Below are 15446 nucleotides of genomic sequence, written 5' to 3' on the forward strand. Positions count from 1 at the left end.
TATGAAATGTTGGTCTAAGTTTATTCCTGTTGTGGCCTTAAGTAGCATACTGATTGGATGTGCTGCTCACTCCCCTGCGCCAGTTTCAGGTCTCAACAAAGACTACAGTTCAATTTCTCGCGGTAGCTACCGAGGTAGCTACTATCAGGTCAATAAAGGTGACACTCTTTACTTTATTGCGTACGTCACAGATAAAGATGTAAAAGACATCATTCGTTACAATGGCTTAACAGCTCCTTACACCATTTTTCCTGGGCAAAAACTGAAACTTTGGCAGCCTGCCTATACCCCTCCAGCGTACGGTAGTACAGGCATAGGTGCGGTATCTACCCCTGTTGTTGTCGCTGCAGCCTCTGCACCTAGTATAAATTCGAGTAAAAACTCGAATCAATCACTTAACGCCAGTAGTGCACAAAACAAACAAAAAGTGGTTAAAAAAGATTCAATCAAGAAGGTTGATCAATCAAAGTCAAAGGAGTATGTTGTTCCTAAAAGTAAACAAAAAGTTAACAAACCAGTCAGTAGCTCAAAACCAAAGAATGATAAAATCTCAAAGTGGTTGTGGCCAACAAAAGGGAGGATAATCAAAAACTTCTCAGCTGGAGATCAAGGTAATAAAGGCATCGACATTGCAGGACAGCGAGGTCAGTCGATATCGTCTACAGCTAGTGGCACCGTCGTTTATTCGGGTAACGCGCTGCGTGGGTATGGTAATCTTGTGATTATCAAACATAACGATAATTACCTCAGTGCTTATGCGCATAATGAACGGTTGCTCGTACACGAAGGACAAAGTGTAAAAGCAGGCCAGAAAATCGCAACGATGGGCAGTTCTGGAACCAACAGTGTTCGTCTACACTTTGAAATTCGCTACCAAGGTAAGTCGGTGAATCCAAAACGCTACTTACCATAATACTTAATAGGTATATAGCGACATTAGAAGTAGTAATGTCTTGCTAGCTCGCCAGGGGGAGGCGCTATGAGTATCAGCAATACAGCAACGAAAGTCGAAGAGTTTGAGCTTGAACCTACAATGGAATCTGTTCAGGCAGTTGAACTGACTACCACCAACCGTACCCAAACTGAGGAAAACAAAGATGAATTCGATGTTTCCACTAAAAGTTTGGATGCCACTCAACTTTATTTAGGAGAAATTGGTTTTTCTCCACTACTCACCGCAGAAGAAGAAGTCTTGTACGCACGTCGCGCCCTGAGAGGCGATGAAGCCGCGCGCAAACGTATGATTGAGAGTAATCTTCGCTTGGTGGTGAAAATATCCCGTCGATACAGTAACCGTGGTCTTGCTCTGCTTGATTTGATCGAAGAGGGCAATCTTGGACTGATACGAGCTGTTGAGAAATTTGATCCTGAAAGAGGTTTTAGATTCTCAACCTACGCAACGTGGTGGATCCGTCAAACCATTGAGCGAGCTCTTATGAACCAGACCCGAACTATTCGTCTTCCAATCCATGTCGTCAAAGAGCTGAACATTTATCTACGCACTGCTCGTGAGTTATCACAAAAACTTGACCATGAACCGACGGCAGAAGAGATTGCAACACAGCTTGATAAGCCAGTTGATGATGTCAGTAAGATGCTACGCCTTAATGAACGTATTAGTTCAGTCGATACCCCAATTGGTGGGGATGGTGAGAAAGCTTTATTAGACATTATTCCCGATGTAAATAACTCAGACCCAGAGGTATCCACACAAGATGATGATATCAAGTCCTCATTGATCGATTGGTTGGATGAACTCAATCCGAAGCAAAAAGAAGTGCTTGCTCGCCGATTCGGGCTGCTAGGGTATGAACCGTCGACATTGGAAGAAGTAGGCCGCGAAATCAATTTGACTCGTGAGCGTGTGCGTCAAATTCAGGTCGAAGGCTTACGCCGCTTAAGAGAGATACTGATCAAACAGGGGCTGAACATGGAAAACCTTTTCAGTATGAACGAAGAGTAAATCACCCTCAGATAAATGACAAAGCCTTGGCATCGCCAAGGCTTTATTATTTGTACTGTGGTGCACTCTTACATGTGTTCCGAAAGCTAACTTGTCAATTGCCTTGATTGGCGTTACTTGGGAATACTTTGACGAGTTTAATACGGTTCTCTTCTAACTCGACGATTTCCATTGGATGCCCTGACACTTGAACACTCAAGTGGCTTTCAGGAATATCCTCTAAATGCTCAAGGATCAAACCATTCAATGTACGAGGGCCGTCAGTCGGTAGCTTCCACATTAAACCTTTGTTGATATCGCGAATATTGGCACTGCCTTCAATTAAGAAGCTGCCATCACCTTGTGGGGTGATTTCTTCAGACAAACTTGGTGCAATAGAGGTAGTAAACTCACCAACGATTTCTTCCAGAATGTCCTCGAGAGTAATTAAACCTATGATATCACCGTACTCGTTAACGATTAGGCCAATTCGCTCCTTATTGCGTTGGAACTTCAGTAACTGAATATTGAGTGGTGTGCTTTCTGGAATAAAGTAAACTTCATCTGCTGCTCGAAGGAGTGTTTCTTTATTGAACTCATTCTTTTCCAGCATCAAACGATAGGACTCTCGCAAGCGAAGCATGCCGACGACTTCATCAATTTGATCACGGTAGAGAACAACTCGGCCGTGAGGGGAGTGGGTCAGCTGGCGAACAATCGATTTCCAATCGTCATTGATATCGATACCTGTAACCTCATTTCTTGGCACCATGATGTCGTTCACTGTCACATGTTCAAGATCAAGGATTGAGATCAGCATATCCTGGTGTCGCCTTGGGATCAGACTACCTGCTTCATTAACAACGGTGCGTAATTCTTCTGAACTGAGGTGGTCATCGCCACCGTGACTCGCTCGTATTCCAAGTAATCGAATAAAACCATTGGTGATGAAGTTAACTAGCATAACTAGTGGTGACAGGAGTTTCATCAGGAGACTGAGAAGAATGCTACTAGCGTAAGATACCCGTTCTGGGTAGAGCGCCGCCAGTGTTTTAGGTGTGACTTCGGCAAAGACAAGAATAACCATGGTTAACGCACCAGTGGCAATAGCGACACCGATGTCCCCGTATAAACGCATACCGAGAATTGTTGCGATAGCAGAGGCGAGAATGTTGACTAGGTTATTGCCGATCAGAATCAAGCCAATCAAACGATCAGGGCGATCTAGAAGCTTCTCAACCCGTTTTGCTCCTTTGTGTCCATTATTCGCAAGGTGCTTAAGGCGATACCGATTCAGAGCCATCATGCCAGTCTCTGAACCTGAGAAATATCCTGAAATAACAATCAGACACGCGAGTAGCGCAAACAAGATACCCGTTGATATGTCGTCCAAAACTTATCTTTTCCTTTTGATGTTTGATTAATTTATGACCTAACTAAAGCGCCAAGTCAATCTCAGGTAGTGGGCAGGGTATTGTAAAAGAAAGGTGCATTATATGCACCTGTGAATATCAATTAGTTAAGAATGATCTCGCGAACAAAGCGACTACCGAAGTAGGCAAGCGTTAATAAAGTTGCTCCAGCAACTGCAAACCATGTAACTTTGCGGCCACGCCATCCTTTCTGATAGTGGCCCCATAGAAGAATTGAATACACTACCCAGGCAATGAAAGACAAAATACCTTTGTGCGCTTTACCTTGGGCAAACATATCTTGAACAAAGATGAAACCAGTAATCAGTGTGCCTGTAAGAAGCAAGTTTCCGACTAAGATAATTTTAAACAGCTGTCGTTCAACCATTAAAAGTGGTGGCAAATTGGGGTTGATCACTAAGGCTTTTTTCGTTTTAAGTTTATGATCTAACCACGCTAGCTGCAGGGCATACAAGGCACCTATGGTTAATGTTGAGTATGAGAATAGTGCCAACGAAATGTGGATAAGCAGTTTAGGATCTTGTTCAAGATGCGTAATAAAGGTGCTGGGTAAAAAGAGGCTGCAGAAAGATTGATTGCCGCAAAACTATATACTACGGGCAGTAAGAACCAAAGACGTGTTTTAAGCATTGCTATGCTTAAGACCAGAGAAATAATAAAGCTAATCAGCGAGGCAACGTTGAGGATGCTAAGATTTTGTCCCGAACCTTCGATAATAAGATCGCTCAATAACCAGGCATGAAAAACGAGCGCTAAAAAAGCACTGATCAAGACCGTTTTGGTTCGGATCCCTGTTTGGTGCACAAGGCCTGGTACTATGGTTGCTATTGCTAAAAAATAAAGCACGGCAGCAGCAACGGCAATTAAGTTGTCCATTCTTCTCTAAAGATCTGGTGAATTTTTAGCAAATTATACCCTGCATCAACAGCTTGAGCTATGACTTATCTCCCTGATTTTGTGTTGAGTGAGAGATCAAATGTTATTGCAGTCGTGCAAAGGAGGGACTGGCTAAGGTATACTCACAGTAATTTGTCGTCGTTTTAGGGCGACTGCACTGTAGGTCGCTCAGGTAAAGAGACTAAGATGTTTGATAATTTAACGGATCGATTATCCAAAACGCTGAAGAACATCAGCGGCAAAGGTCGTTTGACCGAAGACAATATTAAAGACACTTTACGTGAAGTGCGCATGGCATTGCTTGAGGCGGATGTCGCTCTTCCGGTTGTACGTGATTTTGTTAAGCGCGTAAAAGAAGGTGCTGTGGGCGTAGAGGTTTCTAAGTCTCTTACGCCTGGCCAAGAGTTCATTAAGATTGTTCAATCTGAACTTGAAGCTGTTATGGGTGAGTCCAATGAAGCTCTGAATCTTGCAGCACAGCCGCCAGCTGTGATTTTAATGGCAGGTTTGCAAGGCGCGGGTAAAACTACCTCGGTTGGTAAGCTTTCTAAGCTGCTTAAAGAGAGAGACAAGAAGAAAGTCTTGGTTGTTTCTGCGGACGTTTATCGCCCAGCGGCGATCAAACAGTTAGAAACGCTTGCTTCAGACATTGGGGTCGATTTCTTCCCATCTTCGCCCGATCAAAAGCCGATTGATATTGCCAACGCGGCGATAGACCATGCGAAGAAGAAATTTTATGACGTTCTCCTCGTCGATACTGCGGGTCGCCTCGCGATCGATGAGCAGATGATGGGCGAGATCCAAGAGCTTCACTCTACGATTGATCCTGTTGAAACCTTGTTTGTTGTCGATGCGATGACAGGTCAGGATGCCGCAAACACGGCTAAAGCCTTTGGCGATGCGTTACCACTGACAGGGGTTATCTTAACCAAGGTAGATGGTGATGCGCGCGGCGGTGCTGCACTTTCGGTTCGTCATATCACAGGTAAACCAATTAAGTTCTTAGGTGTTGGTGAAAAAACCGATGCGCTAGAACCATTCCACCCAGATCGTGTTGCTTCACGTATTCTTGGCATGGGTGACGTCCTGTCGCTTATCGAAGACCTACAACGCAATGTGGATACTGAGAAAGCAGAGAAGCTAGCCAAGAAGTTCAAAGAGAAGAAAGGTTTCGACCTTGAAGACTTTCGTGAACAACTTGGCCAAATGCAGAATATGGGTGGCATGATGGGTATGATGGACAAGCTGCCAGGTATGAGTAATTTGCCAGACAACGTCAAAGATAAAGTTGATGACAAGATGTTTAAGCAAATGGAAGCCATTATCAATTCCATGACCATGAAAGAACGTCAACGCCCTGAGTTGATTAAAGGCTCACGTAAGAAACGTATTGCCGCGGGTTCTGGTACTCAGGTTCAGGATGTTAACCGATTACTCAAGCAATTCACTCAGATGCAGAAAATGATGAAGAAAATGCAGAAGGGTGGAATGAAAGGCATGATGCGCAACATGCAAGGCATGATGGGTGGCATGGGTGGAGGCGGTGGCTTCAATCCCTTCGGACGCTAATTTCATCCGGCAACGAAAAAATTCAAGGTGTTAGCTGAGTCACAAACTCTAATCTCATTTTATGGTGGTGAAAAAGTAGCTAAATGCCTTGCATTGCTCCGGAATAAGAGTAAAATTCCGGAGCTTTATTTTGGCACGAGACCCCAAACTGTTTTTCATTGAGCAGTTCCTGGGGTTAATTTTATTTTTGAGAAAGCAAAGAGGACGACATGGTAACCATTCGTTTGGCACGTCACGGCGCTAAGAAGCGTCCATTTTATCAAATCGTAGTAGCGGACAGCCGCAATGCTGCAACTGGCCGTTTCATCGAGAAAGTTGGTTTCTTCAACCCAACGGCTAAAGGTCAAGAAGAAGGTCTACGTCTAGACCTAGATCGCGTTAACCACTGGGTTGGTCAAGGCGCATCTCTATCTGACCGCGTAGCTAAGCTAGTTAAAGACGCTCAAAAAGCGGCTTAATTCTTAATTTAAGAAGTAGTAATTAGCTTATGTCGATGAAAGGTAATGAAACAATGAGCAGCGAGAAGATTGTTGTAGGTAAGTTTGGTGCTACTTACGGCATTCGTGGCTGGCTTAAAGTTTTTTCCTACACAGACAATACTGAAAGCATATTTGATTACGCACCTTGGTTTATCAACCAGAAAGGTGAGTGGGTTGAGCGAAAAGTAGAAAGCTGGAAGCGCCATAACAAAGGTTTGGTGGTAAAGCTAGAAGGTTTGGACGTGCGCGAAGAAGCGCAATTACTGACTAACTTTGAAATCGCAATTGACCCTGCGGTACTGCCAGAATTGCCAGAAGATGAGTTCTACTGGCGTGATTTGATTGGAATGCAGGTTGTAACTGATAACGGTTATGATTTAGGCACGGTCTCTGACATGCTTGAAACGGGTTCCAACGATGTTTTGGTTGTTAAAGCAAATTTGAAAGATGCTTTCGGGCAAAAGGAACGATTAATTCCGTTCCTTGAAGAGCAAGTGATCAAGTTGATTGATCGTGAAGCTCAACGGATCGAAGTTGACTGGGATCCTGGATTCTAAACTCCAAATTACCAGAGCGAGATAGACATGTGGGTTGGCGTAATTAGCCTATTTCCTGAAATGTTCCGTTCTGTTACTGATTTTGGAGTAACAGGTCAAGCGGTTAAGAAAGGTCTCTTGTCGATTGAGACTTGGAATCCTCGTGATTTCACTTACGACAAGCATCGAACTGTCGATGATAGACCTTACGGTGGTGGCCCAGGTATGCTTATGATGGTTCAGCCTTTGCGCGATGCTATCCATACCGCTAAGCAAGCCTCACCGGGTAAGACGAAAGTTATTTACCTATCACCTCAAGGTCGTAAACTCGACCAGAAAGGGGTGGAAGAGCTGGCAACCAATGAGAATCTACTTCTGATTTGCGGCCGCTATGAAGGGGTAGATGAGCGTATCATCCAATCTGAGGTTGACGAAGAATGGTCAATCGGAGATTTCGTGATGACGGGTGGAGAGATTCCAGCCATGACGCTAATCGACTCGGTATCTCGGTTTATTCCAGGGGTACTGGGTGATTTCGCGTCAGCAGAAGAAGATTCTTTTGCCAATGGCTTATTGGATTGTCCACATTATACGCGTCCCGAAGTGTTAGACGGAGATGAAGTACCGGCGGTGCTCAAATCCGGTAACCACAGGGACATTCGTCGTTGGCGGCTCAAGCAGTCGTTAGGCCGCACCTGGATAAGAAGACCAGAGCTCCTGGAAAACCTAGCTCTGACTGACGAACAGGAACTATTACTCGCTGAGTTCATTAAAGAATGTAAAGCGAAGTAACCTATTAAATTTAGTATCAGTTTATTCTAGGAATATTGAAAATGAGTAACATCATCAAGGCTCTTGAAGAAGAGCAAATGAAAAAAGACCTGCCTAACTTTGCACCTGGTGACACAGTTGTTGTTCAAGTTAAGGTAAAAGAAGGTGATCGTGAGCGTCTACAGGCTTTTGAAGGCGTTGTAATCGGTATTCGTAACCGAGGTCTACACTCTGCATTCACTGTACGTAAGATTTCTAACGGTGAAGGCGTAGAGCGTACGTTCCAAACTCACTCTCCAATGGTTGATAGCATTGAAGTTAAACGCCGCGGTGCAGTACGTCGTGCCAAACTGTACTACCTACGTGAGCGTTCTGGTAAGTCAGCTCGTATTAAAGAGAAGCTTGCTAAGAAGTAATGCTATAACTAGCGTTCTCATAGTATTAGCGGAGACCAATCGGTCTCCGCTTTTTTATACGCAGAATTTGAAAATTGTACTTAAACTTCCTGTCATTCCCTAGACTGACGAAGGAAGGAGTAGGGAGTCTCATCAAGCTTTCGACTTGTGAAATGAGATCCCCAATTCGCTCGTACCTCACTCTTGAGGATGACGGGATACTATTTCGTTTCCTCTGAAGAAATAAAAAGCGCCGATGTTCTCACATCAGCCCTCTATGCTGGTTTAAATCTCACGCCTCAATTAATTTTGTTCTTCAGACCACCCGTCAGAGTCGGACATATCCGGTGCGCCTGGTATGCTGTTCTCTTCATCAGCCCATTCACCAAAGTCGATCATTTGGCATTGTTTGCTACAGAATGGACGAAAAGGGCTTTGCTCTCCCCACTCGACGTCTGTACTGCATTTTGGGCAGGGAACGGTGGTAGTTTTAGACATGGGATTATCTCTGAAAATGTTGAATGTTGAGCGAGTATAGTGCTATCTAAGCTAGCTACAAACTGCCAGACGGAACTGAATATTATCGACGGAAGCTTGTCCCGAAGTAAAGTTGATAAACTTGATTGCAAAACGGTTTTTATGGCCGGAAATCATTGGGAAAACACCGTATTGCATTGGGATTTCGAGGCGCAGAATATTGGCATCTTCTGCATCACTTTGGTAAAAGCCTGCCGTAGCTTCTTGTGGTTGGAAGTGGCCAGTTTCACGGGTTAAGCGCAACCAAAGCTTGAGTGCGTCTGTTAGAGGTTGAAGTGTATCTAACCATAGATTGGTGTCTTTGGTTTTTTGCTCTACCGGTAAGTGCAGCCAGTGGTGAAGGGCTGGTAAGTCAAAGCAGCATGATCCACCGGGCAAGTTGAATCGTTGGCGAATAGCACTGAGAAAGCGATCTTCTTTAAGACTTTGACCAAAACGTTCAGCCGCCATCAAGGCACTGTGAACATGGTCAACTTCGTTAAGAACACCGCTGAGCATTTCTTGGTCTACACCGTCAACATCCAACCAAGAGCGGTAAGTTAGGCGCTGCTTCTCTATGTCTTTAGCAAGCTCACTTTTAAGTTGTATCTGTTCGAATATCTCCAGAAGATCAAACAAAGAACGGAAAAACAAGAGATGCTGCATGTCATCGTTAAATTGAGAAGAAACGCTTAACTGATTCAATAACGCTTCAACGCGTAAATATATGCGAGTTTTCTCATTTAACGGATGTTCAAAAAAGTGCGTTGTCATTACATGCGGCCTTAGGTTCTTCTTTCTTTATTCTCACCGATTTTCCCTACATATTTCTAGGTACTTTTGGTGCAATTCTGTGATTTGAGGCAAAAGTTCTTCGTTTGTTGCGTTATTTTTAATCACATCGTCTGCGATAGCCAGTCGTTGTGAACGGCTGGCTTGAGCCGCTAAGATTGAGTCAACCTGTTCAACAGGAACCTGATCTCTATCCATTGTTCTTTGGCGCTGCGTTTGCTCATCTACATCAACAACTAACACTCGATTTGTTAGGTTTTGCAGGTTATTTTCGACCATTAACGGGATAACCAGTAAAGCGTAAGGAGACGAAACTTTGGTAATATCAGCACGCATTTTTCGACGAATCATGGGATGCAGCAGCTGGTTGAGCCATGTTTTTTCCTCATCACTGGTAAAAATGTATTCTCTAAGTTTAGCTCGGTTTAGAGTCCCGTCTGCCAGTAAAATGTTAGAACCGTATCGTTCTTCGATAGCTTTCAGTCCCTCACCACCTGGCTCCACCACTTCTCGAGCAACGATATCTGCATCGACGATTTCAATACCATAAAGATCATGAAAAAGGTTGGCTACAGTCGTTTTCCCGCTAGCAATACCGCCTGTTAGACCGATAACAAAAGGCATATCAGATCCCCAAAACTTGTGTGAAGTACCAATGTACGATGTTTTCTCCCCACATCACACTGATCCACCCCGCAATAGCAAGATAAGGACCAAATGGGAACGCTTTGTCGATGCCTTGGTTTCTGAGTCGCAATTGAATGAGACCGAACATTAGGCCAACTAATGAAGAGAGAAGAACAATAACAGGTAAATACTGCCAACCTAACCACGCGCCGAGAGCAGAAAGCAGCTTGAAATCACCATAACCCATCCCCTCTTTACCCGTAAGAAGTTTGAACCCCCAGTATACGGACCACAGGCATAAGTAGCCTACCATTGCTCCAATCACTGAGTCTTGTAAAGAGACTGGGCTAAAGCCGAACAATGACAGGGCTATTCCAGACCAAATCAGTGGTAAAGTTAATTGGTCAGGCAATAGCATGGTGTCGAGGTCGATAAATGTTGCAGCGATTAAAACGAAGGTAAAGAATAACAGAGCGACAGTAAATACGCTGAGTTCGAATTGGTAAGCGATCGCAAAACTCATTACCCCTGAAACCAGTTCAACGATAGGATAGCGTGGGTTGATAACATGTTTGCAAAAACGACATTTCCCTCGTAAAACCAACCAACTCAGTAACGGTATGTTATCAATATTGCGTATTTGAGTGTCGCAGTTTGGGCACGTTGATCTGGGGATGCTGAGGTTATAAGTGCCTTGTGGCGGTTGAATGCCATACTCAGGGAAGCTTTCAGAACACTCTTGGCGCCACTCTCTTTCCATCATTTTAGGTAAGCGATGAATGACGACGTTGAGAAAGCTGCCTATGATAAGGCCAAAAAGAGTCGCTAGAGTTGGAAACAACCACGGATAATAGTTAAAGAGTTCCATAAAAATTCAGTTGGTGCTTATGCCGTCTGGAGTTGAGGCAGATATACTATCCCATTATGTTCATTAAGTTAAAGATAGGTAGATACATAGCAATTACCAAACTTCCTACCAAACCTCCTAGCACTAAAATTAAAATCGGTTCGAGTATTTTTTCAAAGCTTTCAATAGCAGTGTTAATTTCGTCTTCTAACTGTGTCACGACTCTTTCCAGCATCTTATCAAGTTGCCCAGACTCTTCTCCTATCATAATCATTTGCACCATGAGTTCAGGAAAACGTCCTGATTGACGCATAGCGGAGTGCAACGAGACGCCTGAGCTAGCTTGTTGGACAATGTGTTCAATCGCTTTTTTATAGTGAGCATTCCTCGTTGTTCGTGCGGCTGTTTCCAAGCTGATAAGGATGGGTAAACCCGATGCTATGCATGTCGACAGTGTACGACTGAAACGCGCCAGACAACTTTTGATGAACAAATTTCCTATTACAGGCAGGCGTAACTTAGCACGACTAACCTCGTGTTGGAATTGAGCCGAACTTCTATATAAAAATGTAATGGCTATTGGTACCAGAATAGTGAAAGCAACAATGCTTAAGCTATACCGCTGCACTGTCTGTGATAGCCAGAGAACTTGTTGGGTGAACCATGGAAGTTCAGATTGGTATCCGCTAAATAGGGCTTCAAACTCCGGAATGACTTTGGTTAGCATCAAAGCAGTGACAGCCAATGCTGTTAACATAACCAGACTGGGATAGATAGCAGCACATTGAATTCGATAGGTTAGCTGTTCAGTTCTCTCTCTATGCTCAGCTATGCGCTCCAATGAAGCGGCCAAATCCCCGGTTTTTTCGCCCACATCAACAATATCTAGGTACAGTGAATCAAAGCATCGGGATGAGTTCCTGAGAGCGCTTGTGACTGAGTGGCCCGCTTGGAGTTGATGTCTTATCATCCATAATGTTGCTCTTACCTCAGTACGTTTTTGGTTTTGCATGATGATGTTAAGTGAGGTGGTTATCGGTAAGCCAGCTGTGAGCATTGTCGCCCACTGGCGCGTGATATGGGTGAGTTCTTTGCTGCTAATGCTGTGCTTGAACCGCCAATCGCAGGCGAGTGGTTTTCGACGAATGAGGCGTACATCAATATTGCGCTCGTTGAGTTGTTCCATCACCTGTATGTCACTGAACGCTAATATTGTTCCTTTTAACCTCAAACCTTTTTGGTTTACACCTTGCCAGTAGTACGACTCCAGTTTGGTAAAAGTACGAGTGGATTCTCTGCTCATGGTCATGGCTCTGGTAGTACCCGTTGCAGCTCAGCCTGGCTAGTCAGCCCCTGTGACAGCTTTTCTAATCCAGACTGTTGTAGAGTCTGCATCCCTTGTTCCGTTGCTAATTTCTCAATTTGATGGGGTGTAGCACCCGCCGCTATCATTTCTGCCATTTGGGGGGTGACGTGAAGTATTTCAAACAGGCCTATTCGTCCTGCGTAGCCTTGATTACAGTAATGACAACCTTCTGGATTAGCTTCAAACACCTGATCTTTTGAAGAAATTGAAGTCAGAGATGCTTGCTTGCATTGAGGACAAAGGCGTCTAACCAATCTTTGAGCAATGACAAGGCTTAGAGCAGCCGCGATATTGAAAGGCTTTACGCCCATGTTCTGCATGCGAAGAACGGCTTCTGATGCTGAGTTAGTGTGTAGAGTGGAAAGCACTAAATGTCCTGTCTGTGAAGCTTTAGTAGCGATGTCGGCTGTTTCAGAATCACGTATCTCACCGACCATAACCACATCAGGGTCCTGGCGGAGAAAAGCGCGTAGCGCCTGAGCGAAACCAAATCCAATTTTGGGTTGGATCTGAACTTGATTGATTCCAGATAAGTGTATTTCGACGGGGTCCTCTGCTGTAGCAATATTGATATCCTCTTGATTGAGGATATTCAGACCACTGTACAAAGAGAGCGTCTTACCACAACCTGTTGGGCCTGTGATGAGGATCATCCCCTGAGGTTTGGCTAGTGCATGACGATAACATGCGCTTTGGGATGGGTTGTAGCCTAAGTGGTCCAACTGTAAGCTAGTGATTCGTTTGTCGAGTAATCGCAGCACCGCTTTCTCACCCCAAATTGTCGGTAAAGTTGAGACTCGTATATCGATATTTTTGATGGTGATACCGCTAATGTGATGCGTCCATCTTGTGGAAGTCGGCGCTCTGAAACATCGAGTTTGGCGAGTATTTTCAGTCTGGCAGTTAAACGATGAGACAGATGACTAGGAGGCTGCTGCATCTCAATCAGTAAACCATCGCATCTGAACCGAATGCGGAACCAGTCTTTATAAGGTTCAAAATGAATATCTGAAGCACGTTTTCGTACGGCATCTAACAGCACTTGATTTATGTAGCAACTGATTGGCGAAGTATCTTGATAAAGAGCGTCATGATCGACGGTTTCCTCTGCTGGGAGCTCGACCAGTTGTTCCAGTTGTTGGGGAGTGAGTTCTTTAAAACCGCTCCATTTTTCCGATTCTGTGTCTCCGTACAAGTTGTGTATCGCATTGGTGATAGTGCGTGCATCACACAGAACGAGATTGATTTTCATACCTGTGGCGAAGCGAAAGTCTTGCTCAGGTTCTGCGATGGAGGGATCGATAACCGCCAAAGTCAATTGTTCGTTGTCGATAGTAATAGGCAGCGCGGAGTGACGACGCACTAAATCTCCAAGCCCAAGGTGTTGGCAGCACAGAACGTAATCGTATGAGTCCAAATTGATGATAGGAAGGTTAAATAACTCGCTGAGTATCATAGTCAGTTTTTTGGGCGATAGTTGATCAAGTGAGAGTAGCGCTGTGTAAGCATCCGTTTTACGCTCGCTAATAGTCTCAACCACATGCAGAGCTTGCTCTTCATTTATCTTATTTGCTCTTTGCAGCAGCAGAGGTAACTGACTCGTCATTAGCGACTTGGACACCAATTTTGGCTCTCGGTACCGCTACAACTGATTGACCATGAAATCCCGCTGGTCGAAAAGTCTGGCGTTAGAGTCACACTGGCATTGCTTGGCAACGAGCCTTTCGCCCCTGATAGGGCGGCGACAATCACACTAGCAGCTCCGCTGGTTTGTGCCTTGACATAAAAGCCGTTGAAGTTCTGCTGTATTGGTACACCATGGTTCCCAGAGGTACAGCTAGCCGCTGAGCTCTGATTTGTAAGACAAAGGTTTACCGCTGTTTTCATTGCGGATGTTGCGCTAAGTAGATCGCTGGCGTGAGCGCGTTGAGTGTAGTTTTGGTAAGCTGGAATGGCGAATGCAGACAAAATACCAATGATCGCCACGACGATCATTAGTTCTATAAGCGTAAACCCTCGTGATCTATTGATGTACGATATCCTCATGATATTGATTCCTCAGCCTGTTTTAGGGATTTGGCTGAAGAGTAGGATAATGAGCGCAGGTCTTACTATCAGACAGGAGGATATATTCGAGAGGACCAGTTTAGCTTAATCCAAATCAGACATTAGAATTACACATCAGTGCTGTATGAATTGGTATTTATTGTCTTACATGGTGGGAGCTTTAAAATGCAGAAAGAGAGGCAGTGCCCCCTTTCTGTATATCGGTTGGGTTTATTTAAAGCGCATTGACAAATCCATGGCTTTGACGTGCTTGGTTAGAGCGCCAACAGAAATGTAGTCGACACCCGTTTCCGCGTACTCGCGCAGGGTTTCGAGAGTGACATTACCTGAGTTTTCTAGCGCAGCACGACCAGCGTTAATCTTCACGGCTTGACGCATCATCTCGGTTGTGAAGTTATCAAGCATGATGATGTCAGCACCAGCTTCTATTGCCTCAGTCAGTTCTTCTAAGCTCTCTGTTTCAACTTCAACAGGTTTACCCGGATTCAACTGTTTAGCATTCTGAATCGTTTGAGCGATGCCGCCATTGGCAATAATGTGATTTTCTTTAATTAAATAGGCATCGAAAACACCGATACGGTGATTAAAACCACCGCCACACGCTACGGCATATTTTAGCGCGCTGCGTAGGCCAGGGATGGTTTTACGGGTATCTAACAGTCTACAATCTGTGCCTTCGAGATGCTTTGCGTACTCGGCAGTAATCGTGGCGCAACCTGATAGTGTTTGGATAAAGTTCATCGCATTACGTTCGCCGGTCAATAGCGCGCGTGAAGGGCCTGATAGGTGACAAAGTATCTGATTAGGCTCAACGACATCACCATCTTGAACATGCCATGTAATCGTTACTTCACCACCCAGTTGCTTGAAGACTTCATCAGCCCATGCTTGACCACAAAATACACCATGCTCACGGGTAATGATGGTGGCTTCGTTGTGGGCATCAGCAGGGATTAGACTTGCGGTAATATCAGCGCTTGGATCTAAGGTACCACCGAGATCTTCTTTTATGGTTTCGGTCACGGAGCGAGAGATTTCCAGAGGCAAATGCTGTTTCAAATATTCAAGACGTTCTTGGCTATTGTGGGTTTCTTTCATTGCAAATCTAATAGGCAGTTGAACATAAGGTGCGCATGATACGATGACTGTGAAGGAAATTCAGCCATTATTCTGGTATTTCACTGTTGAAAGTCTAAAATCAAGAGCTTA

15 protein-coding genes and 2 pseudogenes are annotated in these 15446 nt (G+C 44.5%); 7 read left to right on the top strand and 10 right to left on the bottom strand.

The annotated features are described in order from the left end of the window. The first annotated feature begins 1 nt into the window (after position 1). Together nlpD and rpoS are read left to right on the top strand one after the other, a co-directional pair. Positions 2 to 913 (top strand): murein hydrolase activator NlpD, encoded by a 912-nt coding sequence (nlpD, locus tag KW548_04285; protein QXX07262.1) that lies wholly within the window; start codon positions 2 to 4, stop codon positions 911 to 913. A 66-nt stretch (positions 914 to 979) separates the two neighbouring features. Then, entirely contained in the window at positions 980 to 1963 is a 984-nt protein-coding gene (gene rpoS / locus KW548_04290) for an RNA polymerase sigma factor RpoS (protein QXX07263.1), read from the top strand. A 94-nt stretch (positions 1964 to 2057) separates the two neighbouring features. On the opposite strand, the gene KW548_04295 is transcribed toward rpoS, so the two are convergent. Then, complete coding sequence (locus tag KW548_04295; GenBank protein QXX07264.1) at positions 2058 to 3335, bottom strand: DUF21 domain-containing protein; 1278 nt, start codon at positions 3333 to 3335, stop codon at positions 2058 to 2060. Positions 3336 to 3457: 122 nt separating this feature from the next. After that, positions 3458 to 4251, bottom strand: a pseudogene (locus KW548_04300) (inner membrane protein YpjD). 207 nt (positions 4252 to 4458) lie between these two features. Between KW548_04300 and ffh the strand changes: the two are divergent. The 5 genes from ffh (at position 4459) to rplS (ending at position 8043) form a co-directional block, all read left to right on the top strand. Further along, a complete protein-coding gene (ffh, locus tag KW548_04305) occupies positions 4459 to 5841 on the top strand; it encodes a signal recognition particle protein (GenBank protein QXX07265.1) in 1383 nt (460 codons plus the stop codon). A 209-nt stretch (positions 5842 to 6050) separates the two neighbouring features. Next, a complete protein-coding gene (gene rpsP / locus KW548_04310) occupies positions 6051 to 6299 on the top strand; it encodes a 30S ribosomal protein S16 (GenBank protein ID QXX07266.1) in 249 nt (82 codons plus the stop codon). A 29-nt stretch (positions 6300 to 6328) separates the two neighbouring features. Then, positions 6329 to 6877, top strand: a complete 549-nt coding sequence (gene rimM, locus KW548_04315; protein QXX07267.1) for a ribosome maturation factor RimM — start codon at positions 6329 to 6331, stop codon at positions 6875 to 6877. Positions 6878 to 6904: 27 nt separating this feature from the next. Continuing rightward, on the top strand, positions 6905 to 7648 hold the full coding sequence (gene trmD / locus KW548_04320; GenBank protein QXX07268.1) for a tRNA (guanosine(37)-N1)-methyltransferase TrmD: 744 nt from the start codon (positions 6905 to 6907) through the stop codon (positions 7646 to 7648). Positions 7649 to 7689: 41 nt separating this feature from the next. Next, positions 7690 to 8043, top strand: a complete 354-nt coding sequence (gene rplS, locus KW548_04325) for a 50S ribosomal protein L19 (protein ID QXX07269.1) — start codon at positions 7690 to 7692, stop codon at positions 8041 to 8043. 282 nt (positions 8044 to 8325) lie between these two features. On the opposite strand, the gene yacG is transcribed toward rplS, so the two are convergent. The 8 genes and pseudogenes from yacG to nadC form a co-directional block, all read right to left on the bottom strand. Then, the gene (gene yacG / locus KW548_04330; protein QXX07270.1) at positions 8326 to 8520 is read right to left on the bottom strand and encodes a DNA gyrase inhibitor YacG; all 195 of its coding nucleotides are present in this window, start codon (positions 8518 to 8520) and stop codon (positions 8326 to 8328) included. A 51-nt stretch (positions 8521 to 8571) separates the two neighbouring features. Then, complete coding sequence (gene zapD / locus KW548_04335) at positions 8572 to 9312, bottom strand: cell division protein ZapD (protein ID QXX07271.1); 741 nt, start codon at positions 9310 to 9312, stop codon at positions 8572 to 8574. 33 nt (positions 9313 to 9345) lie between these two features. Further along, positions 9346 to 9954, bottom strand: coding sequence for a dephospho-CoA kinase (gene coaE / locus KW548_04340; GenBank protein QXX07272.1), 609 nt, complete (start codon positions 9952 to 9954; stop codon positions 9346 to 9348). A gap of 1 nt (position 9955) precedes the next feature. Further along, positions 9956 to 10825, bottom strand: coding sequence for an A24 family peptidase (locus KW548_04345; protein QXX07273.1), 870 nt, complete (start codon positions 10823 to 10825; stop codon positions 9956 to 9958). Between the two features lie 46 nt (positions 10826 to 10871). Then, positions 10872 to 12107 carry a type II secretion system F family protein gene (locus tag KW548_04350; GenBank protein QXX07274.1) on the bottom strand — a complete coding sequence of 412 codons (1236 nt, stop codon included), beginning with the start codon at positions 12105 to 12107 and terminating at the stop codon, positions 10872 to 10874. A gap of 2 nt (positions 12108 to 12109) precedes the next feature. Then, a pseudogene (pilB, locus tag KW548_04355) lies at positions 12110 to 13776 on the bottom strand (type IV-A pilus assembly ATPase PilB). Further along, positions 13776 to 14216 carry a prepilin-type N-terminal cleavage/methylation domain-containing protein gene (locus tag KW548_04360; protein QXX07275.1) on the bottom strand — a complete coding sequence of 147 codons (441 nt, stop codon included), beginning with the start codon at positions 14214 to 14216 and terminating at the stop codon, positions 13776 to 13778. The pseudogene pilB and the gene KW548_04360 overlap by 1 nt, the downstream one beginning before the upstream one ends. 231 nt (positions 14217 to 14447) lie before the next feature. Further along, positions 14448 to 15335: a carboxylating nicotinate-nucleotide diphosphorylase gene (gene nadC / locus KW548_04365; GenBank protein QXX07276.1), complete on the bottom strand. Its 888-nt coding sequence runs from the start codon at positions 15333 to 15335 to the stop codon at positions 14448 to 14450. Positions 15336 to 15446: the final 111 nt, after the last annotated feature.

Origin of the sequence: Vibrio neptunius (genome assembly GCA_019339365.1) — a bacterium.
Classification (GTDB): domain Bacteria; phylum Pseudomonadota; class Gammaproteobacteria; order Enterobacterales; family Vibrionaceae; genus Vibrio; species Vibrio neptunius.

Bases quoted from the DNA above. Each gene is read 5' to 3' on its own strand.
- nlpD (QXX07262.1), top strand. From the start codon at position 2: ATGAAATGTTGGTCTAAGTTTATTCCTGTTGTGGCCTTAAGTAGCATA.
- rpoS (QXX07263.1), top strand. From the start codon at position 980: ATGAGTATCAGCAATACAGCAACGAAAGTCGAAGAGTTTGAGCTTGAA.
- ffh (QXX07265.1), top strand. From the start codon at position 4,459: ATGTTTGATAATTTAACGGATCGATTATCCAAAACGCTGAAGAACATC.
- rpsP (QXX07266.1), top strand. From the start codon at position 6,051: ATGGTAACCATTCGTTTGGCACGTCACGGCGCTAAGAAGCGTCCATTT.
- rimM (QXX07267.1), top strand. From the start codon at position 6,329: ATGTCGATGAAAGGTAATGAAACAATGAGCAGCGAGAAGATTGTTGTA.
- trmD (QXX07268.1), top strand. From the start codon at position 6,905: ATGTGGGTTGGCGTAATTAGCCTATTTCCTGAAATGTTCCGTTCTGTT.
- rplS (QXX07269.1), top strand. From the start codon at position 7,690: ATGAGTAACATCATCAAGGCTCTTGAAGAAGAGCAAATGAAAAAAGAC.
- yacG (QXX07270.1), bottom strand. From the start codon at position 8,520: ATGTCTAAAACTACCACCGTTCCCTGCCCAAAATGCAGTACAGACGTC.
- zapD (QXX07271.1), bottom strand. From the start codon at position 9,312: ATGACAACGCACTTTTTTGAACATCCGTTAAATGAGAAAACTCGCATA.
- coaE (QXX07272.1), bottom strand. From the start codon at position 9,954: ATGCCTTTTGTTATCGGTCTAACAGGCGGTATTGCTAGCGGGAAAACG.
- KW548_04345 (QXX07273.1), bottom strand. From the start codon at position 10,825: ATGGAACTCTTTAACTATTATCCGTGGTTGTTTCCAACTCTAGCGACT.
- KW548_04350 (QXX07274.1), bottom strand. From the start codon at position 12,107: ATGAGCAGAGAATCCACTCGTACTTTTACCAAACTGGAGTCGTACTAC.
- KW548_04360 (QXX07275.1), bottom strand. From the start codon at position 14,216: ATGAGGATATCGTACATCAATAGATCACGAGGGTTTACGCTTATAGAA.
- nadC (QXX07276.1), bottom strand. From the start codon at position 15,335: ATGAAAGAAACCCACAATAGCCAAGAACGTCTTGAATATTTGAAACAG.